Annotated in this window: 22 protein-coding genes; 8 read left to right on the forward strand and 14 right to left on the reverse strand. The window is 72.4% G+C overall.

All coding sequences use genetic code 11. The annotated features are described in order from the left end of the window. Positions 1–68: 68 nt before the first annotated feature. Positions 69–590 (reverse strand): helix-turn-helix transcriptional regulator, encoded by a 522-nt coding sequence (locus tag GTY47_RS12545; RefSeq protein ID WP_324604466.1) that lies wholly within the window; start codon positions 588–590, stop codon positions 69–71. Between the two features lie 78 nt (positions 591–668). Next, positions 669–2165 carry a glycine betaine/L-proline transporter ProP gene (gene proP, locus GTY47_RS12550; RefSeq protein ID WP_010045496.1) on the reverse strand — a complete coding sequence of 499 codons (1497 nt, stop codon included), beginning with the start codon at positions 2163–2165 and terminating at the stop codon, positions 669–671. 219 nt (positions 2166–2384) lie between these two features. Between proP and GTY47_RS12555 the strand changes: the two genes are divergently transcribed. Continuing rightward, complete coding sequence (locus tag GTY47_RS12555; RefSeq protein WP_010045497.1) at positions 2385–3893, forward strand: MFS transporter; 1509 nt, start codon at positions 2385–2387, stop codon at positions 3891–3893. Between the two features lie 58 nt (positions 3894–3951). On the opposite strand, the gene GTY47_RS12560 is transcribed toward GTY47_RS12555, so the two are convergent. Continuing rightward, a complete protein-coding gene (locus tag GTY47_RS12560; protein WP_010045498.1) occupies positions 3952–4452 on the reverse strand; it encodes an ATP-binding protein in 501 nt (166 codons plus the stop codon). 236 nt (positions 4453–4688) lie between these two features. Between GTY47_RS12560 and GTY47_RS12565 the strand changes: the two genes are divergently transcribed. Next, positions 4689–6431 (forward strand): SpoIIE family protein phosphatase, encoded by a 1743-nt coding sequence (locus tag GTY47_RS12565; RefSeq protein ID WP_010045499.1) that lies wholly within the window; start codon positions 4689–4691, stop codon positions 6429–6431. 37 nt (positions 6432–6468) lie between these two features. Here the strand turns inward: GTY47_RS12565 and GTY47_RS12570 are convergent, their stop codons facing one another. Next, positions 6469–7476: an alcohol dehydrogenase catalytic domain-containing protein gene (locus tag GTY47_RS12570; RefSeq protein WP_029181558.1), complete on the reverse strand. Its 1008-nt coding sequence runs from the start codon at positions 7474–7476 to the stop codon at positions 6469–6471. Positions 7477–7579: 103 nt separating this feature from the next. Between GTY47_RS12570 and GTY47_RS12575 the strand changes: the two genes are divergently transcribed. Beyond that, positions 7580–9295, forward strand: coding sequence for an IlvD/Edd family dehydratase (locus tag GTY47_RS12575; protein ID WP_010045501.1), 1716 nt, complete (start codon positions 7580–7582; stop codon positions 9293–9295). A gap of 20 nt (positions 9296–9315) precedes the next feature. Here the strand turns inward: GTY47_RS12575 and GTY47_RS12580 are convergent, their stop codons facing one another. Next, positions 9316–10527 (reverse strand): cytochrome P450, encoded by a 1212-nt coding sequence (locus GTY47_RS12580; RefSeq protein ID WP_010045503.1) that lies wholly within the window; start codon positions 10525–10527, stop codon positions 9316–9318. Positions 10528–10654: 127 nt separating this feature from the next. Between GTY47_RS12580 and GTY47_RS12585 the strand changes: the two genes are divergently transcribed. Beyond that, complete coding sequence (locus GTY47_RS12585) at positions 10655–11323, forward strand: TetR/AcrR family transcriptional regulator (protein ID WP_102514906.1); 669 nt, start codon at positions 10655–10657, stop codon at positions 11321–11323. 14 nt (positions 11324–11337) lie between these two features. Here the strand turns inward: GTY47_RS12585 and GTY47_RS12590 are convergent, their stop codons facing one another. Beyond that, positions 11338–12051 (reverse strand): phenylalanine--tRNA ligase beta subunit-related protein, encoded by a 714-nt coding sequence (locus tag GTY47_RS12590; protein WP_010045509.1) that lies wholly within the window; start codon positions 12049–12051, stop codon positions 11338–11340. A 180-nt stretch (positions 12052–12231) separates the two neighbouring features. Between GTY47_RS12590 and GTY47_RS12595 the strand changes: the two genes are divergently transcribed. Beyond that, positions 12232–12816 carry an XRE family transcriptional regulator gene (locus GTY47_RS12595; RefSeq protein ID WP_010045511.1) on the forward strand — a complete coding sequence of 195 codons (585 nt, stop codon included), beginning with the start codon at positions 12232–12234 and terminating at the stop codon, positions 12814–12816. Positions 12817–13222: 406 nt separating this feature from the next. Further along, positions 13223–13771, forward strand: a complete 549-nt coding sequence (locus tag GTY47_RS12600) for a DUF1062 domain-containing protein (protein WP_029181560.1) — start codon at positions 13223–13225, stop codon at positions 13769–13771. 124 nt (positions 13772–13895) lie between these two features. Here GTY47_RS12600 and GTY47_RS12605 read toward each other — a convergent pair whose 3' ends face one another. Beyond that, positions 13896–14801 carry a helix-turn-helix transcriptional regulator gene (locus GTY47_RS12605; protein ID WP_010045514.1) on the reverse strand — a complete coding sequence of 302 codons (906 nt, stop codon included), beginning with the start codon at positions 14799–14801 and terminating at the stop codon, positions 13896–13898. A 150-nt stretch (positions 14802–14951) separates the two neighbouring features. Here GTY47_RS12605 and GTY47_RS12610 point away from each other — a divergent pair, with 150 nt between their 5' ends. Both GTY47_RS12610 and GTY47_RS12615 read left to right on the forward strand, forming a co-directional pair. Next, positions 14952–15866, forward strand: coding sequence for an SDR family NAD(P)-dependent oxidoreductase (locus tag GTY47_RS12610; RefSeq protein WP_010045516.1), 915 nt, complete (start codon positions 14952–14954; stop codon positions 15864–15866). A 51-nt stretch (positions 15867–15917) separates the two neighbouring features. After that, positions 15918–17048: an acyltransferase gene (locus tag GTY47_RS12615; protein WP_231911191.1), complete on the forward strand. Its 1131-nt coding sequence runs from the start codon at positions 15918–15920 to the stop codon at positions 17046–17048. Between the two features lie 6 nt (positions 17049–17054). Here the strand turns inward: GTY47_RS12615 and GTY47_RS12620 are convergent, their stop codons facing one another. The 7 genes from GTY47_RS12620 to GTY47_RS12650 all read right to left on the reverse strand — a co-directional run bounded on the left by GTY47_RS12620 (position 17055) and on the right by GTY47_RS12650 (position 24424). After that, positions 17055–17618 carry a CGNR zinc finger domain-containing protein gene (locus tag GTY47_RS12620; protein WP_010045520.1) on the reverse strand — a complete coding sequence of 188 codons (564 nt, stop codon included), beginning with the start codon at positions 17616–17618 and terminating at the stop codon, positions 17055–17057. Positions 17619–17687: 69 nt separating this feature from the next. Next, positions 17688–18899 carry an FAD-dependent oxidoreductase gene (locus GTY47_RS12625; protein WP_010045521.1) on the reverse strand — a complete coding sequence of 404 codons (1212 nt, stop codon included), beginning with the start codon at positions 18897–18899 and terminating at the stop codon, positions 17688–17690. A 103-nt stretch (positions 18900–19002) separates the two neighbouring features. Further along, positions 19003–19947, reverse strand: coding sequence for an RNA polymerase sigma-70 factor (locus GTY47_RS12630; protein WP_010045524.1), 945 nt, complete (start codon positions 19945–19947; stop codon positions 19003–19005). A 26-nt stretch (positions 19948–19973) separates the two neighbouring features. After that, on the reverse strand, positions 19974–20978 hold the full coding sequence (locus GTY47_RS12635; protein WP_010045526.1) for a TAXI family TRAP transporter solute-binding subunit: 1005 nt from the start codon (positions 20976–20978) through the stop codon (positions 19974–19976). Then, a complete protein-coding gene (locus GTY47_RS12640; protein WP_010045528.1) occupies positions 20975–22366 on the reverse strand; it encodes a HAMP domain-containing sensor histidine kinase in 1392 nt (463 codons plus the stop codon). The genes GTY47_RS12635 and GTY47_RS12640 overlap by 4 nt, the downstream gene beginning before the upstream one ends. Before the next feature lie 27 nt (positions 22367–22393). Next, positions 22394–23053: a response regulator transcription factor gene (locus GTY47_RS12645; protein ID WP_010045530.1), complete on the reverse strand. Its 660-nt coding sequence runs from the start codon at positions 23051–23053 to the stop codon at positions 22394–22396. 21 nt (positions 23054–23074) lie between these two features. Next, positions 23075–24424, reverse strand: coding sequence for an MFS transporter (locus tag GTY47_RS12650; protein ID WP_010045532.1), 1350 nt, complete (start codon positions 24422–24424; stop codon positions 23075–23077). Positions 24425–24573: the final 149 nt, after the last annotated feature.

Raw genomic sequence — 24573 nt, forward strand, 5'->3', positions numbered from 1 at the left:
GGCCCGCGGTCAGGGCGGCGAGGCCGGCCGCGCCTCGTCCCGGACGTCCGCGGGCAGGCGGTCTTCCATCACGTTCCCGGCCGTCCCGGCGAGACGCAGCGCGCGGGTGGCCGCCGCCACGCCTCGTCGTGTCTGCGCGCACCGCCGCCACCGCCTCGTCGTGTCGCGCACAGGCCCAGTACGCCCCCGCCAAATAGTTGCGATGGGTCGCCTCCAGCCCCGCGTCGCCCAGCGCGGCGCCGGCCGCGGCGGCACGCTCGTAGACCTCGACCCAGTGGCCCAGGACACCCAGTGGTCGGAGAACCAGTGCATGGCCTCCGCGGCCTCGACGACCCGGGCGTGCTCGCCGGACGTCGCCGCCTCGCGGAACACTCGGCGGGCTGGGCGCCGGGCGAGCCGCGCGGGCGGCCGCGAGGAGTCGCGCGTGTGCCGCCTCGTCCAGGTCCAGGCCCTGGGAGAGGGCGGTGATGGTGCCTCGGTGCGGACGCCGGCTCCGCCCGCTCCATGTCGCCGATGGCACGCCCCGACACCCCCGGTGCCTCGGCCAGTTCCTCGGTCGTCAGCCGACGGTTGTGCCGCAACTCCCGCAACAGCCGCCCGAACGGCTCCGAGAGCCCCCTCCTGTGCCCACCGCGCGATGATGCGTCCGGTCGGCGGGCGCAGGAGGGTCAGAACCTGGGGCGGGGGGCCTGCTCCTCGACGATCTTCGCGGCCTCGGCCTCCGTCTCCACGGACGGCGGGGAACCGGCCAGGGGCTTGTTGGCGGTCTCCTTCATGCACAGGACGGCGATGACGCCGATGACCGCGGCCCCCGTGGAGTAGTAGGCCGGCATGAGGGTCGAGTCGAAGGCGCTGATCAAGGCGGTGATCACCAGGGGAGTCGTGCCGCCGAAGATCGACGTGGCCAGGTTGTAGGCGACCGAGAGGGAGCCGTACCGGACGTGGGTGGGGAAGATCGCCGGGAGCGCCGCCGACATCGTGCCGAGCATCATCACCAGGGAGAGCCCCAAGAGCAGCAGCCCCAGGGCGATCAGGGCGACACTGCCCTGCCGGACGAGCAGGAAGGACGGCAGGGACAGCAGGAGGAACCCGAGCATCCCCGCCATCAGCAGCGGCCTGCGCCCGAAGCGGTCCGACAGCCGCCCGACCTGGTTGATGACGCACATCTGGAGCACCATCACGATCAGCAGGATCAGCAGCCCGTGATTGGTCCCGTACCCCAGCTCGTCGGACAGGTACGTCGGCATGTACGACAGCAGCATGTAGTCGGTGATGTTGTACGCCGCGACCAGCGCGAGGCACAGCAGCAGCGGCCGCCAGTACCGGGTGAAGATCTTGCCGAGGTCGGCTGCGGCCGAGGTCTCCACGGCCTCGGCCGCCTCGCTCGCCTTGACCTGGCCGCCCTCCAGCTTCTGGAAGGCGGGCGTCTCGTCCAGCTTCAGCCGCAGGTAGAGGCCGATGAAGCCGAGCGGGGCCGCGACCAGGAAGGGGATGCGCCAGCCCCACGCCAGCATCTGGTCGTCGCTGAGGAGGGTCTGCAGGACGACGACGAGACCGGAGGCCCCGACGTAGCCGGCGAGCGTGCCCAGCTCCAGGAAGCTGCCGAAGAAGCCGCGCCGCTTGTCGGGCGCGTACTCCGCGATGAACGTCGAGGCGCCCCCGTACTCCCCGCCGGTCGAGAAGCCCTGCACCAGCCGGAAGAAGATCAGCAGGGCCGGGGCCCACAGACCGATGACGGCGTGCGAGGGGACCAGGCCGATGGCGAAGGTCCCCACCGCCATCATGATCATGGTGAGGGAGAGGATGCGCTTGCGGCCGACCTTGTCGCCGAGCGGCCCGAACACCATGCCGCCGAGCGGTCGTACGAGGAACGCCACCGCGAACGTCGCGAAGGAGCTGAGCAGCTGGGCGGTGTCGTTCCCGGAGGGGAAGAACACCTTCCCGATGGTCGAGGCCAGATAGCTGTAGATGCCGAAGTCGTACCACTCCATCGCGTTGCCGAGGGCGGCCGCCTTCGTGGCGCGCTTGACGGCCGCCTCGTCGGTCACGGTGATGTCGCTGCGGCGCAGCTTCGGGTGGCGTCGTTTCTCGATCGCCCGGAACAGCACCCGGTGTCGTCTCACGGCTGCGGGATCCACCGACTCGTCGTTGTCGGGCGCCGTCATTACGTCGTTCCTTTCGCCGGTCGTCTGTCCCAACCACCACGCCTGCACAGATCTCGCGCGCTCAAACGAACCCCTTCGCGCGGCGCCCGGATGACTACCGAGGGTCATGACCGGGTGCTTTCGGTGAGATCCGCGCCGCATGCCGGCTGCGGTGTGTCCGGTGCCCCCGAAGGGGAACTTGATTCGCCGCGGTGCCCACCCGGGTGAGAGGAGCCCCACGTGACAGCGTCAGCGGCGGGCGACCGGAACCAGGGCGCACCGGAGGCCGGCTACGAGCCGGATCCGCGCCGGTGGCGGGCCCTGTGGGTCACCCTGGTGGCCGGCTTCATGAGCCTGCTGGACGTCTCGATCGTGGTGGTCGCCCTGCCCTCCGTCCAGCGCGGCCTGGACGCCTCTCCCGCGCAGGTGCAGTGGGTGGTGTCCGGATACGCCCTCGCCTTCGCTCTCGCGCTCGTCACCGCCGGCCGTCTCGGAGACGCGCTGGACCGGCGCCGCATCTTCCTGCTGGCCCTCAGCTGCTTCGTGCTCTTCAGCGTGGCCTGCGGGGCGGCCCCCGGCATCACGCTGCTGGTGGTGGCCCGCCTCGCCCAGGGCCTGGCGGCCGGGTTCATGGCCCCCCAGAACTCCGCGCTGATCCAGCAGATGTTCCGCGGTGCCGAACGCGGCCGGGCCTTCGGCTTCTTCGGCGCCACCGTCGGCGTATCGTCCGCAGTCGGCCCGCTCGCCGGCGGCATGATCCTCGCCCTGGCCTCCGGCGACCAGGGCTGGCGGTGGATCTTCTACGTCAACGTGCCCATCGGGATCCTCGCCGTCCTCCTCGGGCGCCGTCTGCTGCCCCGCACCCGGCGGTCCGGTCGGCAGCACGTGGACCTGCCCGGCGTCCTGCTCCTCGGCGCCGGCGTCCTCGCGCTGATGTTTCCGCTGGTCCAGGCGGGCTCCGGTGGTCTCGGCCGGCTGTGGTGGATGTTCCCCGCCGGGGCCGCGATCCTCTTCGGCTTCACCCGGTGGCAGCGTCGCCTCGTCGAGCGGGACAGCCCGCCGCTGCTCGATCCGCGGCTGTTCACCACCGTGCGCGGCTACGCCGTCGGCGCCGGCGTCGGCACCCTCTACTTCATCGGCTTCAGCGGCGTCTGGCTGGTCTTCGCGCTCTTCTACCAGGACGGCCTGGGCTTCTCCCCGCTCCGGTCCGGCCTCGCCGTGACTCCCTTCGCCCTCGGCTCGGCCTGCGGGGCCGCGGTCGCCGGCCGGCTGGTGGACCGGCTCGGCCGCATGCTCACCGTGGGCGGCCTCACGGCCGTGATCGCCGGTCTGGGCGGTACCGCGCTGCTGCTGCGCTTCGCGCCCCTCGACATCGCGCCCTGGGCCGCCGCGCCGGTGCTGTTCCTCGGCGGCGTCGGCAGCGGCTGCGTGATCTCACCGAACATCACCATGACGCTGCGCGACGTGCCCGTGCGCATGGCGGGCGCGGCGGGCGGCGCCCTGCAGACCGGGCAGCGGCTCGGCGCGGCGGTGGGCACCGCCGCCCTGCCCGGCCTCTTCTACCTGGTGCTCGACGGCGGCGACTACCGCAGCGCCCTCGCCACCGCGCTGGGCGCCGCCCTCCTCGGCATGCTCGCCTCCCTGGCCCTCGCGACGTCCGACTGGAGGCGCGACCGGCGGACGCGGCAGCAGCACGGGAAGTGCCCGGAGGACGTCGCCAACAGCCCCATACACGCCCGGCAGAACTGATCCCGCGGCGCGCCCGGCCGGGGACCGGCACCACCCCGGCCGAGTACCGGGCCCGGGCTCAGCCGGCGGCCAGTACGGTCCTATCGGCACCGGCGTTCACGTGGTCGTTCGGAGCCAGCCGCAGATAGGCCGTGATCTGCTTCCCCCTGGCGCGGGGCGCCACGGCGACCCGGTCGCTGACCGTGTGCACCAGCCGCAGTCCATGGCCGCCGACGCGGAACCGGTCGCCCTTCTGCACCGCGGGCTGCTCCGCCGAGGTGTCCCGCACGGTGATGGCCAGCTTTCCCCGGAACAGCCGCAGGATCAGCTCGCAGGGCCCGGGAGCATGCCGGATGGCATTGGTGACCAGTTCGCTGACGACGAGTTCGGCATCCATGGCCAGAGAGGCCGGAATCAGGGCGGGGGCGGGGTGCGGGCCGTGGGCGAGGAAGGCGCGCAGGGCCAGACGCGCGTCGACGGCGCTTGCCGCGCCGTCCGCCCACGCCGCGCCGAAGCGCAGCGTGGCGTGCTCGTCCGCGCCCGGCCGATCTGCCGCCTGCTTCCCAAGCGGGAGGACCATACGGAGGCTCTTTCGTTGTGTTCGCCCCTGCCGGGGCGGCTCTGTCGCCCTGCGTTTACCCGGGTGCGCACCACACATACCAGGGCAACCTCCGGGCGTTCCCGGGCTGCTCCGAGCGGCGGCAGCCACATGGGGCTGGATTCGCCGCCACGGGGCACACGGGGAACGCCGGAGGGCCTCCCGCGGAAGACGAGCCGACAGCCGGCAGGGCGGCCGATCAGCAAGGAGGCGACGACATGGCAGGGCCGGACCGCACGGAGACTGCCGCACAGCAGTCCGTGGCCGCACTCGACACCTCGCTGACCCGAAGGCTGGACGCCATCGGAACCGGGGCCTACGTCGTGGACGAGGAGGGCCGCATCCTCGCGGTCAACACCCGCGCCCGGGACGTACTGGCCCGGACCGCCGAGGACCTGCTCGGGCACGACGCGCACGACCTGCTGCACCGGGACGCCCACGGGCAGCCGCTGCCCAGGCACCGGTGCGGAATGCGGCAGGCCTTCCACGCCGGGCGGACCGCCCAGGCCGACGAGGACTACTTCGCCCGCGGAGACGGTTCCCTGCTGCCCATCGCCTGGCTGCTCACCCCGTACGACATCGGGGACGACGGACCCGGCACGCTCGTGCTCTTCCACACCGTCGGACCCACCCCGGGAACCGCCCCGGAGCCGGAGCCGACGGCCGGGCCGTTGCGGGAGCTGGAACGGCTGGCCCTGCTGGCCGACGCCACCACACGGCTGACCTCCACCCTCGACGTGGACGAGGCGCTGGAACGACTGGTGGGCCTGGTCGTGCCCCGGCTGGCCGACTGGGTGATCATCGATCTGATCACCGAGCACGACGAAGTCTGGCGTACCGCGGTCGTCCACGCCGAAGGCGGCACCCTGGTGCGCCGGGACGACCTCCAGGGCCCGATGCCGCCCGTCCCGGAGGCGTCCCCGATGCCCCTGTCCAGAGCTCTGCGCGGCGTGGCCTCCACGGTGGCCGGGCCCGACACCTACCAGCGTGAACCGGACTCCGGCATCGCGGTCGAGCAACGCCGGCTGTTCGACATCACCGGCATGCACTCGGCGGCCATCGCGCCCATCCGCAGCACACGCGCGGTCCTGGGAGCCCTGACCCTCGGCCGGGCCGAGGACCCGGTCGCCTTCACCCCCGCCGACCTCCCGCTGGTCGAGGACATCGCACGCCGGGCCGGCCTCGCCCTGGACAACGCCCGCCTGTACCAGCGCCAGCGCAAGGTCGCCGAGACCATGCAGAACCATCTGCTGCCCCAGATGCCGGGTGTTCCGGGCCTGCAGATGACCGTCCGCTACCTCCCCGCACCCGACGCCTCACAGGTCGGCGGCGACTGGTACGACGCCTTCCCCATGTCCGACGGATCCACCGCCCTGGCCGTCGGGGACGTCGTCGGGCACGACCTGGAGGCGGCGGCCGGCATGGCGCAGGTGCGCAACATGCTCCGCGCCTACGCCTGGTCCCAGCACGAACCGCCCAGCCGGATCGTCACACGGCTCGACGAGGCGCTCCAGCACATCACCGACGTCGACATGGCCACGATGATCTTCGCCCGGATCGAGGCGTCGGACGGCGACGGCCAGTGGCAGCTGTCCTGGACCAACGCGGGCCACCCGCCACCCTTGCTGATCAGCCGCGACGGCCTGGCGCGCTACCTCACCGACGGCCACGGCATCGTCCTGGGCACCGGGTCCGGCTCCCCGCGCCCCGACGCCACGACCCTGCTCGCGCCCGGATCCACCCTCGTGCTGTACACCGACGGCCTCATCGAAGCACCCGGCCACAGCCTCGACGAGGGCCTGAACCGGCTGAGCCGGCACGCCGCCGCCCTCGCCCACCGCCCCCTGTCCTCCTTCACCGACCACCTGCTGCGCCGCGTCCGCCCCGCCGACAACGAGGACGACGTCGCCCTCCTGGCCCTGCGCACACCCTCCGCCACGGCACGGGCCGGCAGTCGCTGAGCCGACGGTGATCCGGTGGTGGCTCGCCGTCGGACCCTCAGGGGTCGACCTGGATCTTGGGGCCGGGCCCGGAGCCGGCCGGGCGCTCGCCGGCGAGGACGGGGCCCACTTCGTCGAGGCCCACGGTGGCGGCGACCAGTGGCCTGGGGTCGACCGATCCGGCGGCGTACGCCCGGATGGTGGCGTCGAGGCCGGGGGAGGCGGACAGGACACCTGTCGCGGTCACGTCCTTGAGGACGAGCGTGCGGGTGTCGATCCTGCTGGGCTCGCCGGCCAGCCCGATGTACACGAGGCGGCCCCCGGGTTCGACCAGCTCCAGGGCCAGCCCCGGCAGCGAGGTGGCGTTCGAGGCGTCGACGACCGCGTCGAAGGGCACGTCCGGCACGGACTCCTCCGTCCACACGTGCTCGAAGCCCAGGGAGCGGGCGAAGGCGAGGGAGCTCTCGGTCGCGCCCATGAGGTGCACCTCGGCACCGGCCGCGCGCAGGAACATCGCCACCAGCAGCCCGATCGTCCCCGGGCCCAGGACCAGGGCGCGGTCCCCGGGCGCCGGCGCGGCGGCCCGAGCGGCGCGCAGGGCGTTGCCGCCGGGCTCGACGAGCGCGCCGAGCACGGCGTCGACGGAGTCGGGCAGGGCGTGCAACGAGGAGGCGGGTACGGCGAGTTGCTCCGCCAGCGCCCCGGGCCGGTCGCCGCGTATGCCGACCTCCCGCCGCTGCTCGCACACATGCTGACGGCCGCGCAGACAGCGGCGGCAGGTGCCGCAGCCGAGCATGGTGTCGCCCATGACCCGGCGGCCGAGCCAGGCGGGATCGACACCGTCACCGACGGCCGCCACACGCCCGGCCCACTCGTGACCCGGCCGCATAGGGTAGGCGGAGTGGCCTTGGTGGAGGTAGGCCATCGCGCCGGTGAAGAACTCCGCGTCCGTGCCGCACACACCGACCCGCTCGACGTCGACGACGACCTCACCGGGGCCGGCCACCGGTGCCGGGAGCTCCTGGACCTCGTACGCGCCGGGGCCGGTCAGGACGAACGCGCGCATCACCGGACGGCGCACGGTCGGGGATGTCGCTCGCCCGACCGTCTGCCTATGCTTCATGACGTTCCGGAATCTAGACCGCTGTTCCGTCTATGGGAAGGGCTCCATGGAGAGACTCCGCAGCGCGCAGTGGTACGAGGGACAGGACCGCAACGCCTACATCCACCGGGCATGGATGCGGCGCGGCGTGCCCGGTGACGCGTTCACCGGCCGGCCGCAGATCGCCATCGCCAACACCGCCTCGGACCTGACTCCTTGCAACGCGCATCTGAACGAGGTCGCGGCCTCGGTGCGCAACGGCGTGTACGAGGCGGGCGGCATCCCGCTGGACCTGCCGGTGGTGTCGCTGGGTGAGACGCAGGTGCGGCCCACCGCCATGCTGTGGCGGAACATGGCCGCGATGGCCACGGAGGAGATGCTGCGGGCCAACCCCGTCGACGGCGTCGTCCTGCTCGGCGGCTGCGACAAGACGATCCCCTCGCTGCTCATGGCCGCGGCCTCGGTGGACCTGCCCGCGGTGGTGGTCCCCGGCGGGCCGATGCTCAACGGCACCTTCCGCGGCGGACTGCTGGGCTGCGGCACCGGCGTGTGGCAGCTGTCGGAGGAGGTCCGCGCGGGCACGCTCTCCCAGGAACAGTTCACCCGCTCCGAGTCGGCGATGATCCGCAGCCGCGGCCACTGCAACACGATGGGCACGGCCTCGACGATGGCGCTCGTGGCGGAGGCGCTCGGCACGGTCGTCCCCGGGACGGCCGGGACACCCGCCCCCGACAGCCGGCTGCTGGAGGCCGCGCACCACGCCGGCCGGCTGGCGGTGGACATGGTGGGCGCCGACCGGCGGCCCGCGACGTTCCTGACCGAGGCGTCCTTCCGCAACGCGATCGTCGCGCTCGCGGCCATCGGCGGCTCGACCAACGCCGTCGTCCATCTCCTGGCCATCGCCGGCCGGTTGGGCATCGACCTGTCGCTCGACGACTTCGACCGCATCGGCTCCCGCGTGCCGGTCCTGGTGGACCTCCAGCCGGCCGGCCGCTTCCTCATGGAGGACTTCCACCGCGCCGGTGGCCTGCTCGCCGTCCTGCGCGAGGTCCGCGATCTGCTCGACCCCGACGCGCTGACCGTCACCGGCGGACCGCTCGCCGCCTACCTCGACGACGCCGAGATCTGGGACGGCGAGGTCATCCGCACCCGCGACCGGCCGCTGGTCGCCGAGGGCGGCATCGCCGTCCTGCGCGGCAACCTCGCACCCGACGGCGCGCTCGTCAAACCGGCCGCCGCCTCCCCGCACCTGCTCCGGCACCGGGGCCGGGCCGTCGTCTTCGACAGCATCGAGGACTTCCGCGCCCGCATCGACGACCCGGACCTCGATGTCGACGCCGACTCCGTCCTGGTGCTGCGCGGCTGCGGCCCCAGGGGATACCCGGGCATGCCCGAGGTCGCCAACATGCCCCTGCCGAAGAAGCTCCTCGCCCAGGGCGTCCGGGACATGGTCCGGGTCTGCGACGGCCGGATGAGCGGCACCGCGTACGGCACGGTCGTCCTGCACGTGGCCCCCGAGGCCGCGGCCGGCGGCCCCCTCGCCCTCGTCCGGACCGGGGACTTCATCACCCTCGACGTCGCGGCCCGCCGTATCGACGTCGACGTGCCGGACGCCGAACTCGCCCGCAGGGCCCCCGACAAGGCCACGGTCGCCGGCTTCGCCGCTCCCCGGCGCGGCTGGGAACGCCTCTACGTCGACCACGTCCGCCAGGCCGACACCGGAGCCGACCTCGACTTCCTCGTCGGCTCCAGCGGCTCCGAGGTGAGCCGTGAGTCGCACTGACACCAGGTCGCCCCGGGGCATCACCACGTCACGGGCAGCTCCGTGACGCCACCGGTGAGGGTGGTGCGCACCTCCAGCTCGTCCAGCTCCTTGGCGAGCCGCAGCCCGGGCAGACGGCGGGCCAGCGTGGCGAACACGATGCGCAACTCCACCCGGGCCAGGCTCGCGCCGATGCAGAAGTGCACGCCGTGGCCGAATCCGAGGTGCGTGCGCTCGGGGCGGTCGGGGTCGAAGGTCTCGGCGTCCGTGTAGACGGAGGCGTCGCGGTTGGCGGAGTTGACCGACAGGACCACGGCGTCGCCGCGCCGGATGGTGACGCCCGCGACGTCGACGTCGGTGTGCGCGTACCGCAGCAGCCCGAGGTCGCCGGGCGCGCCCAGGCGCATGATCTCCTCGACGGTGGCGTTGACCCGGCCGTCGGGGTCGGCGGTCAGCGCCTGCCACTGGTCGAGGCGCGTGAGCAGGAAGAGTGTGCCCAGGCCGATGCGGTTGACCGTGGTCTCGTGGCCGGCGAACAGCAGCCCGACGCAGAGCTGGATCATGTCGGCGTAGTCGTAGTCCGCGTCGGTGCTCTGCGCGCGGACGAGGTCGGAGATCACGTCCTCGCCCGGCCGCGCGCGCTTGGTCTCGGCGAGTCGGGTCATGTACGCGTTGAACTCGTCCCGCGCCCGGTGGGCCTCGTCGCCGATGGCGTAGTCGGACATGCGGTTCGACAGCGACGCGAAGAGCTCACGGTCGCTCTCGGGCACCCCGAGCAGCCGGCAGATGACCGCGACCGGCACCGGGAAGGCCAGCCCGGCGTGGAGGTCTACGACCCGGTCGGGGGCGGCGGCGTGGTCGGTGACCAGCCGGTCTACGCAACGGTCGACCAGGTGCTGGACGTGGTCGGAGAGCATCCGCATCCGCTTGGCCGAGAACGCCGGGGTCAGCAGCCGGCGCATCCGCGTGTGGTCGGCCTCCTCGGTGTCGTAGTTGCCCGTGGGGCCGTCCAGGACCGCGGCTGACGTCAGACGTGACGCCCGGTCCGGGTCGGGGTGGGAGCGGCCGAGTCGCTTGTCGCCGAGCAGGTCGCGCACCTCCTCGAAGCGGGTGACCAGCCAGGCGGGGTCACCGGCCGGTGTGGTGACCGGCGTGACCGGCGCCTCGCGGCGCAGTACGTCGTACAGAGGCGCGAGGTCGAGAACGTTCGGCCTCGGGAAGGGCAGTTGCTGACGCTCGGCGGTAACGCTCATGGCGCTCCTCCTGTGATCTCCACATGCGATCTTCGAGCCGCCCCGACCGTAGCAGTTTGTTGGCAGTGACTGTCATTAAAGTTTCGGCCAGTCGTCTCCCCTGTCGCGCGCGTGTTTAGATCGCCTGATGGAGGACGTCAGGGTGGGCAGCGGTCGTACATCCCGCCGGGGCCGGCCGCCGGTGAGCGACGAGCAGCGCGGGCGGCAACGCCTCGACATCTCCCGCCACGCGGTCCGGCTGTTCGCCGAACAGGGCGTGGCAGCCACCTCCGGCGAGCAGATCGCGCGGGCCGCCGGAGTCTCCGAGCGCACCCTGTGGCGCTACTTCCCCACCAAGGAGAGCTGCGTCGAACCGCTGCTCACGAAGATGCTCGACGCCTTCCGTGCGGTCCTGCACGCCTGGCCGCCCGGATCCGGTCTGATCGAGCACCTGCGCGCGGCCTACCAGCCCGTCCTCGACTCGTCATCCGGCGAGGACGTCGAGGCGGTTCTCGCCGTGGTCCGGATGACCCATGACGAACCCGCGCTGCGCGCCGCCTACCTCGTGCTGCGGGAGCGTGCGGAAGAGACATTCACCGAAGTGCTCGCCGCACGCATGGGCATGCCGGCCGAGACGTTCGACGTGCGGGTGCAGGCCGCCACCATGAACGCCGTGCTCAAGGTCGCGGCCGACGAGTTCGCCCGTGAGACGGCCGGCCGGGGCATCAGCCCCGAGGTCCTGAACGATCACCGTGAACAACTCGCCCACGCGCTCGGCCTCGTCTCCGGGAGAATCCCGGCCACGGACGCCGACTGACGAGCCCGGCCCGCTCAGGGACGCGCCGTGGCCCGGGGCTGTGCCGGGCTGAGGTAGTGAACGGTGGTCTGCGCGGTGTGCGGGGCCAGCAGGCCCTGCAGCTCCTCCGCCGCGACCTCGAGGAGGTCGCCGTCGCGGGTGGCGTGGAGGGTTTCCAGGACGAAGGCGACGTGTGCGGAGTCCTCGGTGACACGGGTGCGGTGGGCGTCGCGGTGGTTCCAGTGGCGCGTCAGGACGCCGGTGGCGTCCGCGTAGATGATCTCGCCGGGCTTGGGGTGCTCGACGGTGCCGGGTTCGCCGAGCGGGGTGAAGGGTTCGGTGCCGTCCGCGTACCGGATGACGACGTCCCCGGCGACGTGGTCCAGGTCGAAGGCGCCGGCGGGCAGGCCGTGACGGACGGAGACGGCGTTGTAGGAGTCGACCGCCGGGTTGATGCGCGGCAGCGTCCCCTTCTTGGCGAGGCGTCGGCCGAGCGCGTCGACGCTGGGGCGGATGCGGCGCGGGTTGGTCCCGAAGGAGCGATAGGCGGTGTGCCAGGCCTCGATGCGCGGGTCGGTCTCGTCGGCGGGCTGCCAGGTGCCGTCGGAGAGCTGCCGCTCCAGGTCCTCCAGGGCGGTGGCGGTGTGCGGCCAGGGTGCACCGCCGCGCAGGCCGGTGGCGCTGACCAGGGCGATGAGGGTGTCGGGGAAGGCCTCCGCCACGGCGGGGGTGAGGTGGAAGGTGGGCACGGCGGTTTCCGTTTCTCGACTCGGGGCGGGCCATGGCTCGGTGGTGCACGCACAGCGAACACGGCATATCCCTTACCATTCAGTGGAACGACCAGACCGTACAACGGAATGACCGTCCGGTGTCAATCAAACGACCGTGCGGTGCAGTCGAATGTTCCAGCCGGCAAGGATGGTGATCAGGTGGCCGAGACAGCCGCAGCCCTGCGGACCGTCGCGCACAACGTCCGGGCGGCCCGCGTCCGCGCGGGCCTCACGCTGGAGGAACTCAGCCGGCGCGCCCAGGTCAGCAAGGGCGCCCTGGTGGGTCTGGAGAAAGCCCAGGGCAACCCCAACCTGGCCACCCTGGTCCGGCTGGCCGACACCCTCGGCATCTCGGTGTCCGCCCTGATGCAGGGACCGCCCGAAGGCCGCGTCCGTGTCGTGTCCGCCGAGGCCGTGGCCCCCCTGTGGACCGGAGAGCGGGGCAGCGAGGCCCGATTGATGCTGACGACGTCAGGGCCGGCGCCGGTCGAGGTCTGGCGCTGGCGGCTGGAACCGGGAGAGGAGTACGCCAGCCATCCCCACCAGGGCGGCGTCGTGGAAACCGTCAGTGTCACCTCCGGCCGGATGACCCTGATCGTCGACGGCACCGAGCACATCCTCGAGGCGGGCCGGACCGCCACGTTCGACGGCGACACCCCGCACACCTACCGCGGCTCCGGCTCCGAACCCTGCCACCTGATCATGACGGTCCATCTGCCGCCCGGCCCGGCTCCGGCGAGCTGACCGGCACGACAGGCTCGGAACCTCATCCGCCACTCACGTGCCAGGCCTCGGCGTTTCCGCCAACTCGCATCGCCGAGGGGCCGCCCCACCACCGCGTCCACCCGTTCGAGCCCTTGCCGCGTCTGGGGCACACGCGTCCGGAATCGATCGCGTTCGAACGTCGACGGGACGCCGCGTGACCTCACGGAGCCGGTGGCGGACCCGGGCGTGCGGACTGGCGTGGGCGCCCGAAAACCGGTGGAGCCGTGCCGTAGTGCGCCCTTACCGTGCTGCCGGACCGAGTCGTCGAGGCAAGGACGTGCCGTTGTACACCGTGTGACCTCCCGAGCGCTGATCGGTCGCGCGGCGCGCATGTGCGCCGCGCTGCTTTCTGCTGCGGACTTCTCACTGAAACCGGTGTACTTCTGTGCTCAAAAACTGGGTGGTCATGCCCACCTGCCTGCCGCTCGTTCTCCGCCGTTGTCACGCGTGCGGGTCCGAGCGTTTCCGGGCGAGCGGCAAATTTCGCGTCAACGCCAACCACAAGCTCATCGACGCCTGGCTCCTCGTGCTCTGTACCGCTTGCGGGGAAACCGCGAAGCTCACGGTCCTGGAGCGGATGAACGTGCGCTCCGTACGACCCGAGATGCTGGACCGGCTGCATGACAACGACCTCGGCCTGACAGCTGAGTTGCTCCAGGATCCGGTCGTGCGGCGCCGCAATCGCATCGCCCTCCACTGGGACAACGCCTGGCGCCTCGACACCGGCGGATCGGATCACCTGGACCGCGAGGTGATCGACGTCTCGGTCCGCTTCGCGGCGCGGATCCCTGTCCGGCCGGTGCGCTTGATCGCTGAAGGCTGCGGTCTTTCGCGGGCCGAGGTCGAGAGACTGATCACGCAGGGGAGGCTCGTTTCGGCAGTCCGGCTGAGCGGCAAGCTCTCCGGCGACTTCACCTTCACGCTCAAGCGCTGAGCCCTCCTCAACACCAGGGCCTGCCCGGCACGACCCGCCGGACTGGCCCTGGTGCCGGCCGGAACACCGACGCGGACCGGGCCGCCCGGGACTTCTCACACCCGGCCCGCGTCCCTCACCGGAGTCAACCGCTCCCCGGCCTGCCGAGGGGCTCGCCCTGCGGCTGAGCGTGCGACCGGACCTGATGTCCGCCTGAGACGCGCAGAAGGCCCAGTTTCCCCGCACCGCTGCTTCCGGCCGCCGCCGTGTAGGTGACCATGCGCAGGTCGGCTCCGGGGACGATGAGGACGTCGCAGTCGAGCAGGATGTCGCCGATCTCCGGATGCCGGATCGTCTTGCGGTCGGTCGTGTGCTGCGCGGCGGTCGTCTGCGTGGCCCAGAGGTGAGCGAAGGCGTCGGACGATTCCCGCAGTTCCCGTACGAGGCGATCGAGCTGGGCGTCCGCGGGATAGCGCGAGACGGCGTCCTTGAGGTCGGCGACGATCGACGCCACGAGGGCGTCCGCTCCACGCTCGGACCGTACGGGGAGCATCGAGGCGCGTGCGGCGCCGTTGCCGAAGAGCGCACGGGCGAGGTTGCGTTCGGCGGTCGGAAGAACGGCGGGGTCACCGTGCAGGGCGCTCCACATGGTGTTCCACCACACCAGTGTCCAGTCGGCGGTGAACACGCCGATCGGAACGTCGCCGAGGCGGACGGCGAGCCGTTGGACGCCCGCGGGCACGTGGGTGCTGACCGTCCCGTCCTGCGGCGGAAGGAGCCCGGCGGCGCGGTACAACCGGTCGCGCTCGGCGCGGGAGAGCTGAAGGGCCCGGGCGAGGGCACCGACGACCTGGGACGAGGGGTTCCGCGCGCGTCCCTGTTCCAGGCGCAGGACGTAGTCGACGGAAAGCCCGGCCAGTTGCGCGAGTTCCTCCCGGCGCAGCCCCGGGGCGCGACGGCCGTCCGTGACGGTGAAGCCGGCGTCGGCCGGGGAGAGACGGTCGCGCCAGGCGCGCAGGAGTTCGGCGAAGCCGGAGCGGGAGGGAGCCATGCCTTCATTCTCACCGCGCGGCGCCGCATCAGCCTGGGTACTGCCAGTCCTGGTGACGGGGACGGCACTGGTTGGCGGTGGCACACCCGGCGAACGTGGCCCCGTGCCCAAGCCGGGCGCCGACACCGCCGGCCAATGAAGGAGCCTCTTATGAAGCACACCATCGTGATGACGGGCGCGGGCCGTGGGATCGGCCGCGTCGCCGCGGGGCACATCCTGCGCCGGTCGACGGACGTGCACTTCCTCGTCGTCGCCCGCGGGTCCTCCGGTACACAGCTCGCCGCGGAACTCGCCACGGGTGGGCACACGGTCTCGCACGTCCCGGCGGACCTCGGCTCGCTGGACAGCGTCCGCTCGGCCGCCACCGAGATCCGTGACCGGCTCGATCGCGGTGAACTGCCGCCGCTGCGCGGCTTCGTGGGCAACGCGGGCATCCAGTACGCGAACGCGCTCACCGAGGGACCGGAAGGATTCGAGTCCACCTTCACGGTCAACGTGCTCGCCAACCACCTGTTCGTCCGCCTGCTCCAGGACCGCTTCACCGCTCCCGCCCGGATCGTGATCACCGTCAGTGACACGCACTTCGGTGACTTCAGGCACAACTTGGGCATGGTGCCGGGCCCGGCCTGGAAGTCCCCGGACGTCCTCGCCCGCACCCGTGCCTTCGCCGAGCCGGACACCGCGGTCGCCGGGCGCACCGCGTACTCGACGAGCAAGCTGGCCGCCATCTACCTCGTGCACGAGTACGCGCGCCGCCTGCCGGCCGGGATCGACGCAGTCGCCTACAACCCGGGCTTCGTCCCCGGCACGGGCCTCGCCCGCAACGCCGACCCCGTCTCCCGGTTCGCCATGCGGCGCATCCTGCCCATGATGACCCTCACTCCGTTCGCCAGCAGCCGCGACACCGCGGGCCGCTACCTCGCCGACGTCGTCCTCGGCACGACCGTGGCCCAGACCGGCTCCTACGTCGACCGCAACCGTGTGGACCGCTCGTCCGAGGAGTCCTACGACCCACGGCGCGAAGGCGAACTCTGGGATGCCGCCGAACGGTTCACCGCAGCATGAGCAACTGGCGACGCGTACGGTGTCACCGCGGGCGCCGTCACCGCAGCGGCGGTGGCGGAGCTGGACGCGTTGCGGATGGTGGTGGTCATCGGGCTGGTCTTCTTCCACTCGGCGCTGGTGTACGCGACCGAGGGCGACTTCTACGTCACGAACACCGAGACCACCGAAGCCATCACGGTCATCGCCGGGTTCGGGGTCGTCTGGGCGATGCCGCTGCTGTTCCTGATCTCCGGCCTCGGCGCCTGGCACTCACTGCGGAGCCGTGGCGCGGGCACCTTCACCACGGAGCGGTTGCTTCGGCTGGGCGTCCCCCTCCTCCTCGGGACCCTCCTTTTGAACCCGCTCCCGCAGTGGCTGCGGCAGCGCTCGTCCGACCCCGGCTACGACGAGTCGTACGCCGGCTTCCTGCCCCACTTCTTCGACGTGCACGTGGAGTTCGACGAGTTCCCCTTCCTCGTCCAGGGAGAGCACTTCGAGACCGGCCATCTCTGGTTCGTCGTGCTCCTGCTGACGTTCTCCCTGATGCTGGCCACCCTCCACCGCTTCCTGCCGCACGCGCCCTTCCGCCGGCTCGCCGACCGCGTGGCGGCCGTGACCCTGCGCCGGCGCGGCGTCGTACTGCTCCCGGCCCTCGCCTCCGCGGAGATCTGCGCCTTCGCCGGCATGGAGGAGGACTACGCGGGCTGGCACCGCTGGTCGTACCTCCTCTTCTTCGCCGCCGGCTTCACCCTCGCCGGCGACACGCGCTTCCGCGCCGCCATGCGTCGCGACGCACGCTCCACGGCCTGTCTCGGCGCCCTCCTGTTCATGGCGGCCGCCCCCGGTTTCACCACGGCCGACGACCCCTTCACGGAGACGACCCCCCTGGCCGTCGTCTCCCGGGCCCTGTTCGGGGCGGCCGGCTGGTGCCTGGCGGTCGCCGTCCCCGGCCTCCTCGACCGCCCCCGTCAACAGCCGCCGGCGGGGCCCCCGGGGTACCTCGCGGCCGCCGTCCTTCCGCTGTACGTCCTCCACCAGCCGATCGTCGTCGCCGTGGCCTACTTCCTGGTGGGCTGGCCGGCGCCGATTCCGGTCGAGTACGTGGTGCTGGTGACGATCTCCCTCGCCCTGACGCTCGTGGCGTACGAACTGTTGGTGCGCAGGACGCGGGTGACGCGTTTCCTGTTGGGGATGCGGGCCTGAGGCGCGTCAGTCCGTGGCCGCCACGGATGCCGTCTTCTTGCGCGCGCGGTACGCGGCCGCCTTGATCTTGTTGCCGCACGAGTCCATCCCGCACCACTGCCGTCGCATGCCCCGCGAGCGGTCGATGTAGACGCGGGTGCACTCCGGGTTTCCGCACTCCTTGAGCAGGGGCACGTCCGGCCCGCTCAGAAGCTCGACGGCGTGGCGCGCCACCAGGGAGAGGGCTTCGTCCGGGGTCGCCTGCGTCCATCGGCCCGCCGGGGTGAGCTGCGGCACCGCGGCCGGCCTGCGTGCCGCCTTGTTCACGACGGTCAGCGCCGTCGCGTCGTACCCCTCCCCGAGCCGGCGGGCGGTGACCAGCTGGTAGATCGCTTCCCGCACGGTCTTCGCCTGCTCGACGTCCGCCTCCCGGCCGGCGGAGACCGCGTCGACGATGCCGGACTCCACGTACCAGGCGTTCAGCCTGTCCGGCGTCACGAACATCTCCGAGCGCTCCGAACGGCGCGCCCCGAGCGTGGCGGCGAAGTCGAGTGCCGGGTTTCCGCATACGAAGACATGGTCGAGGTTCACATCACCATTCTGACCGGTGACTGCGGCACGGACCATGCCGACGACCCCTGGGGGTCGTCGGCATGCGCGTCAGGCCGCTGTGCTGACCGGCGAGACCGCCCGGGCCGGCTGCCGTACGACGTGGCGGCGGCGGGTCGGCAGTCCGAGCGTCGGGTGGGCGACGCCCCAGACCGCGCCCTTGCAGACGAGTTCCTTGTAGACGGCGGCGAGCCGGCCCGTCAGGGCCGCCCGGACGGCGCGGTCGTCGGCGGTGACGTACTGGATCAGCCCCTCCTCGCGGCCCAGCGAGATGCACTGGTTGAAGTAGCGGAGCGGCGCGTTCGGGAGTTTCCCGCCGGTCAGGCGGGCCGCGATGGCGTCGGCGGCCTGCCATGCCATGGGGGTGCCGGAGGCGCACGACATCCGCAGCGGCTTGTCGCCCGGGCCCATGGCCAGGGCCGCGTCACCGATGGCGTACACGTCCGGGTGCGAGACCGAGCGCATGGTCCCGTCGACGAGGATCCGGCCGGTGTCGGTGACGTCCAGGGTGGTGGCCTTGGCGATCGGGTGGACGGCGAAGCCGGTGGTCCAGAGGGTGACCGTGGCGGGGATCGTCCCGCCGTCGGCGGTGGTGACGCGGTCGGCCTCGACGGCGGCGACGGAGGCGTGCTCGTGGACGGTGATGCCGAGCCTGTCGAAGACCTTCCGCAGGTGCCGGCGGCCCTTGGGGGAGAGCCAGTCGCCGAGCTCGCCGCGGGCGGCGAGGGCGACGTCGAGGTCCGGGCGGGCCTCGGCGATCTCGGACGCGGCCTCCAGGCCGGTGAGTCCGCCGCCGACCACGACCACCGACTCTCCGGCGTCCAGGCGGGCCAGACGCTCGCGCAACCGCAGTGCGCCGGGTCGGCCGGCGATCTGGTGGGCGTGCTCGGCGGCGCCCGGGACGCCCTGGTCGCTCCAGCCGCTGCCGAGGGCGTACACGAGGGTGTCGTACTCCAGCTCCTCGGCCTCCGGTTCCCCGGGGGCGTTGGCGTCGACGACGGCGACGGTCCTGCGGTCGACGTCGACGCCGGTGACCTTCGCGAGCTTCAGTTCGACGCCGGTGCCCGCGAACATCTCACTGAGGGGCCGGCGCGTGAGGTCCTGGCCGGTCGCGAGCTGGTGCATCCGGACACGCTCGACGAAGTCGGGCTCGGTGTTGACGAGGGTGATGGCGACCTCTGCGCGGTGCAGCCGCCTGGCGAGGCGGCCGGCGGCGATGGCTCCGGTGTAGCCGGCTCCGAGGACGACGATGCGGTGCTGCATTTCCGGGCTCCTGTCTTGAGCGGGACTCGCCCCCTGAACCGGGCAGCCCGCCGTTTCCTGACAGGAACGCGGTGTGAAGCACGTCACATCTTCGTCGGCAGGGTCAGAAGACCCTGAGCAGCGGATCGCCGTGGTCGGTGGCCGCCCACCGCCTGGTCGCCCGTTCGAGCTTGTCGGGGTTGACCTGGTTGCGGAACGCGGCGATGCCCTCGGTGGTGACCTCCAGACACATGACGCCGATGACCCGGCCGTCGAGCACCACGACGACGGCGGGGTCGCCGTTGGCGGTCGTGGCGTAGACGTCGGGTGAGCCGCCGACCAGGTCGCGTTTGGCCTTGCCGGGTTTGAACAGACCCCGCATGAACTTCGCGACCGCGAGGGCACCCTCGAACGCCTTGGCGCGGGCCGGGACCTTCCCGCCGCCGTCGCCGACCGAGATGGCGTCCTGGGTGAGCAGCCGCACGAGCGGTTCGGTCCGGCCGCTGGTGGCGGCCGCGAGGAACTCGTCGACGATCCGCCGGGCGGCGGCCTCGTCGACCTGGGTGCGGGCCTTGCCGTCCGCGACGTGCTTCTTGGCACGGTGGAGGATCTGCTGGCTGGCGGCCTCGGTGATGTCGAGGATCTCGGCGATCTCCCGGTGCGGGTAGTCGAACGCCTCCCGCAGGACGTAGACCGCCCGCTCGGTGGGGGAAAGGCGCTCCAGCAGGGCGAGGACCGCGAACGAGACCGATTCGCGCTGTTCGGCGGTGTCGGCCGGGCCGAGCATGGGGTCCCCGGCGAGCACCGGCTCGGGGAGCCACTGGCCCACGTAGGTCTCTCGCCGCGCGCGGGCCGAGGTGAGCTGGTTGAGGCACAGGTTGGTGAGCACCTTCGTCAGCCAGGCCTCGGGGATCTCGACGCGGTCGACGTCGGCGGCCTGCCAGCGCAGGAAGGTCTCCTGCACGGCGTCCTCGGCCTCGCTCGCGGAACCGAGGAGACGGTAGGCGATGGCCTCCAGGCGGGGCCTGGCTGCTTCGAACCGGTCCACGTCGTTCATGGTCAGGGCCATGACCATGATCCTAGCGTCGCTGGGCCCTAGCCGTGCAGTTCGCGATAGGCGGCGACCGCCCCCGGATGCAGGGGGACGGCGCCCGTGGAGATCAGGCTGCGGGCGTCGAGGAACTGGGTGCCGAGGGCCGGGGCGGGGACGAGGCGGGTGGCCCGGCGGACCAGGACGTGGGTGAGGGCGGCGGCGACGGGGGCGGGGAGGTCGGGGCGGCAGAGCAGGAGATTGGCGACGCCGATGGTCGGAACCTCGGGGGTCTCCCGGTACGCCCCGGCCGGCACCGTCACCGCCTCCAGACCCGATCCTTCCGGGCCGAGGCCGGCGCGCAGCCGGGGCAGCAGGCCGGACAGGGGCAGCAGACGGATGCCGGGGCGGGTGTCGAGCCCGGACAGTACGGGGAGCGGTACACCCCCCGCGACCAGCAGCGCGTCGATCGCGCCGGCCCGCATCGCACGCGCCGCCTGCGGCATCAGCAGATGCCGGACCCGGACGTCGGTGCCGGGGGTCAGGCCCGCGACGCGCAGCAGACGGTCGCCGAGCACGGCGCCGCCGGACGCGGGCGCGCCCAGCGAGACGGTGCGGCCCGCCAGGTCCGACACGGTGTGGATGGGCGCCCCGGCGCGCACGGCCAGCTGGACGTAGTTCTCGTAGACCCTGCCGATCGCGCGCAGCGGGACGCGGCTGCCGAACGGTGCGGTGCCGCCGTACGCCGCCCACGCGATGTCCGACAGGGCCAGGGCCACGTCGGCCCGGCGGGCCCGGAGCAGCCGTACGTTGGCCACGCTGCCCTCGCTGCTGACCACCTCGCAGGACAGCCGGGGGTAGGTGGCCGTGACCTGGGCCGCGAGCAGTCGGCCGAAGGCCGCGTAGAACCCGTCGGTCTCGCCGGTCGCGATCCTCAGAACTCCCTCCGGGCCGCTGTCCGCGCGCCGCGCGTCCGCCGCCACGGAGCCGGCGAGCAGGCCGGTGCCCGCCGCTGCGAGTGCGGCGCGCAGGACGGTGCGGCGGGTCGTCAGGCGGGCGGGGCCGGTCATGCCGTGTGCCCCTTCGGGAGCACGACCCGGACGCGCAGGCCGTGCGGTTCGGCCGCCGTGAACTCGACGTGTCCGGCGTGACCGGCCACCAGTCGCTCGGCGATCGCCAGGCCGAGACCGCTGCCGCGTACCTCGCGGTGGCGTTCCGAGCGCCAGAAGCGGGTGCCGGCCCGGGAGAGTTCGCCGGTGTTCAGGCCCGGCCCGTCGTCCTGTACCTCGAACACCGCGTCCGCGCCCTCGGTGGAACAGCGTGCCTCCACGCGGGCGCCGCTCCCGGCGTACTTGATCGCGTTGTCGAGGAGGATGTCGGCCACCTGGGCCAGCTCTCCCTCCGGGCAGGCCATGAGGACCGCGGGGCCGGGCACGAACTCCAGGCGGACTCCGGCCCGTTCGGCCACCGGCTGCCACAGCCGGACCTGGGCCGCCGCGACCGCCGCGGCGTCGCAGCACGACTCCCGCGCCCGCGTTACGGCCAGTTCGCCGGCGCGGTGCTCGGCGTTCGCCAGGGTGAGCAGGTCGTCGAGGAGGTGCTCCATGCGTTCGAGTTCGGCCGTCACCCCGGTGTAGGTGCGGGTGCCGGAGGTGCGCAGGTGGGGCTGGAGCGAGTCGATGCGCAGCCGCAGGGCGGCCAGGGGGTTGCGCAGTTGGTGCGAGGTGTCGGCGACGAGCCGGCGCTGCTGTTCCAGCGCGGTGGTGACCGCGTCGGCCATGCGGTTGAAGCCGGTGGCCAGCTGGCGCAGCTCCGGCGGGCCGCCGGCCCGCGCGTGCTCGGGCGGCAGGCCGGCGGCCAGGGTGCCGACCGCGCGGTCGAGGCGGTGCAGCGGCCGTACGACCCACCGCGTGGCCCGGCGGGCGAGCAGCACACAGGCCACGGCGAACAGACCGGCGCCGGCCAGGACGAGCGTCCAGCGCAGGGCGATGTCGTCCGCGGCGGCCCGCACCGAGGCCCGCAGCACCACGGCGCCGGACACCCTGGTGCCGGTGCCCACGGGGCGGGCGAGCAGCCGGTCGGCCCGGGACCAGGGCCGCAGCGTCCCCCCGGGTGAGACGGGCTGGTTGCGCAGCGCCGCGTCGACGAGCCGGGCGACGGCCGGGTCGGCGGCGCGCAGGCCGCCCGTCTGCACCAGCGGGGCGCGGCGGGCGTCGACGACCACGACGGCCTCGCCGTACAGCTCGGTGTAGCGGCGCACGTCGGCCGTGAGCGTGCCGGTGTCGTCGCTCTCGGCGGCCTGCTCGGCCAGCCCGGCGAAACGGTCGAGGTCGGCGGTGCGCGCCGCGACGAGTTGCTGAGTGCGCTGCGCGGCGGTGACGGCCAGCAGCGGGACGGCGAAGCCGGCCACGGCAAGGACCGCGAAGGCCAGGACCACGGTGAGGACGCGGGTGCGCATGAACAGGGCCTGCCGTGAGAAGCCGGCTCAGTCGCCGAAGCGGTAGCCGAAGCCGCGGATGGTGGTCAGCACCTCGGGGCGGCCGAGCTTGGCCCGCACCTGGGTGAGGTGCACATCGAGAGAGCGGGACACGGCGAGGAAGGCGTCGCCCCACACCTCGTCCATCAGCTGCTGGCGGCTGACCGCCGTGCCGGCCCGGGCCGCCAGCGCGGCGAGGACCTCGAACTCCTTGGCGGTCAGCCGCACCTCCGCGCCGCCGACCGTCACCCGGCGCGCGTCGAGGTCGACCTCGACGTCGGCGACGCGGACGGTGCGCGGCGCCGGGGCGGCGGGTGCCGTGGCGCGGCGGGTGACGGCCTCGATGCGGGCCAGCAGCTCGGCTAGCCGGACCGGCTTGACCAGGTAGTCGTCGGCGCCCAGCCGCAGACCACGCACCACCGACCGTTCGTCGCCCCGCGCGGTGAGCACCACCACCGGCAGGGCGCTGACCGCGCGCAGCTTGCGCAGCACCTCCAGGCCGTCCAGGTCGGGCAGGCCGAGGTCGAGCAGCAGCAGGTCGGCCTGCCGGTGGCGGGCCAGAACGTCCTCGCCGCGCCGCACCCGGGCCGGCTGGTGGCCGTTGTCGTACAGCGCCTCGGTCAGCGCGCCCGCCACCCCGTCGTCGTCCTCGGCCAGCAGCACCCGCACGGTCGCCTCCTTCCCGCCTCGTCAGTCGCGAGACCGGGAAACGCCCTCGTCCAGCGGCGACGCGTCGGAGGTCTCGCGCATCCGAATGTAGACGAGCAGCGAGATCAGGACACAGGCGGTGACGTAGTAGAAGTACCAGTTCTCGTGTCCGGCGTTCTTGAACCAGAGGGCGACGTACTCGGCGGTCCCGCCGAACACGGCCACGGTCAGTGCGTACGGCAGGCCGACGCCGAGCGCCCGGATCGAGGTCGGGAACAGCTCGGCCTTCACCACCGCGCTGATCGAGGTGTACAGGGAGCTGACGGCCAGCGGCACGACCATGAGCAGGAACGCGTACCCGGGGTCACTGGTGTGCGACAGCAGGGTGAGCGAGGGCACCACCACCACGGTGCCCAGCGCCCCGAACGCGATCAGCATGGGACGCCGCCCCACCCGGTCGGACAGCAGGCCCATCACCGGCTGGAGCACGACGAACACGAGCAGCGCGAAGAAGTTGATCCACGCCGCCGTGGGCTTGGCGATGCCGCTGGTGTTGACCATGAACTTCTGCAGGTAGGTGGTGTACGTGTAGAAGAACAGCGTGCCGCCCATGGTCAGCCCGACGACGACCAGGCACTGCCGGGGGTAGGACAGCAGCAGCCGCAGACTTCCGCGGGCCGGGCCGCTCTGCTCCTTCTCGCCTTCCGACGCGGCACGTTCGAAGCTCTCGGACTCGTCCATGCCGCGCCGCAGCCACAGCACGACCACCGCCCCCGCGGCGCCGACGACGAACGCGATCCGCCAGCCCCAGGACTCCATCTGCGCGGGGCTGAGCACCTGTTGCAGGACGATCTGCAGACCGAGCGCCGTCAGCTGCCCGGCGATGAGGGTGACGTACTGGAAACTGGAGTAGTAACCGCGGCGGCCGGGCGAGGCCACCTCGGACATGTACGTGGCGGAGGTCGAGTACTCACCTCCCACCGACAGACCTTGCAGCAGCCGCGCGGCGACCAGCAGGATCGGCGCGGCGACCCCGATCGAGCCGTACGACGGGGTCAGCGCGACGATCAGTGAACCGGCCGCCATGAGCGTCACCGACAGCGTCAGCGCCGCGCGGCGGCCGCGGCGGTCGGCGTAGCGGCCCAGGACCCAGCCGCCGATCGGCCGCATCAGGAAGCCGACCGCGAACACCGCCGCGGTGTTGAGGAGTTGGGCGGTCTGGTCGCCGGAGGGGAAGAAGACGGAGGCGAAGTAGACGCTGAAGGCGGTGTACGCGTACCAGTCGTACCACTCGATCAGATTGCCGATCGATCCGCGCACGATGTTGCTGACGACCCTGCGTTCGTCGCGGCGCGGTGTGCGCGCACGCTCGGCGGTGGTCTGTGTGGCCATCGGAACTCCCTTGTCTGCGGCCCGGAAGCACACAGAGTCGGCGGCGCGAACAGCGTCGCTCAATGCCGGGAGCCAAGTCCTTACAGTCCCTTAGGGCTCGGGCACGCCGGGAGTCGACTCACCGCGTCCGACGATCGGCGACCCGGCGG

It is taken from the genome of Streptomyces sp. SID5464 (assembly GCF_009862985.1).
GTDB classification, from domain to species: domain Bacteria; phylum Actinomycetota; class Actinomycetes; order Streptomycetales; family Streptomycetaceae; genus Streptomyces; species Streptomyces chartreusis_D.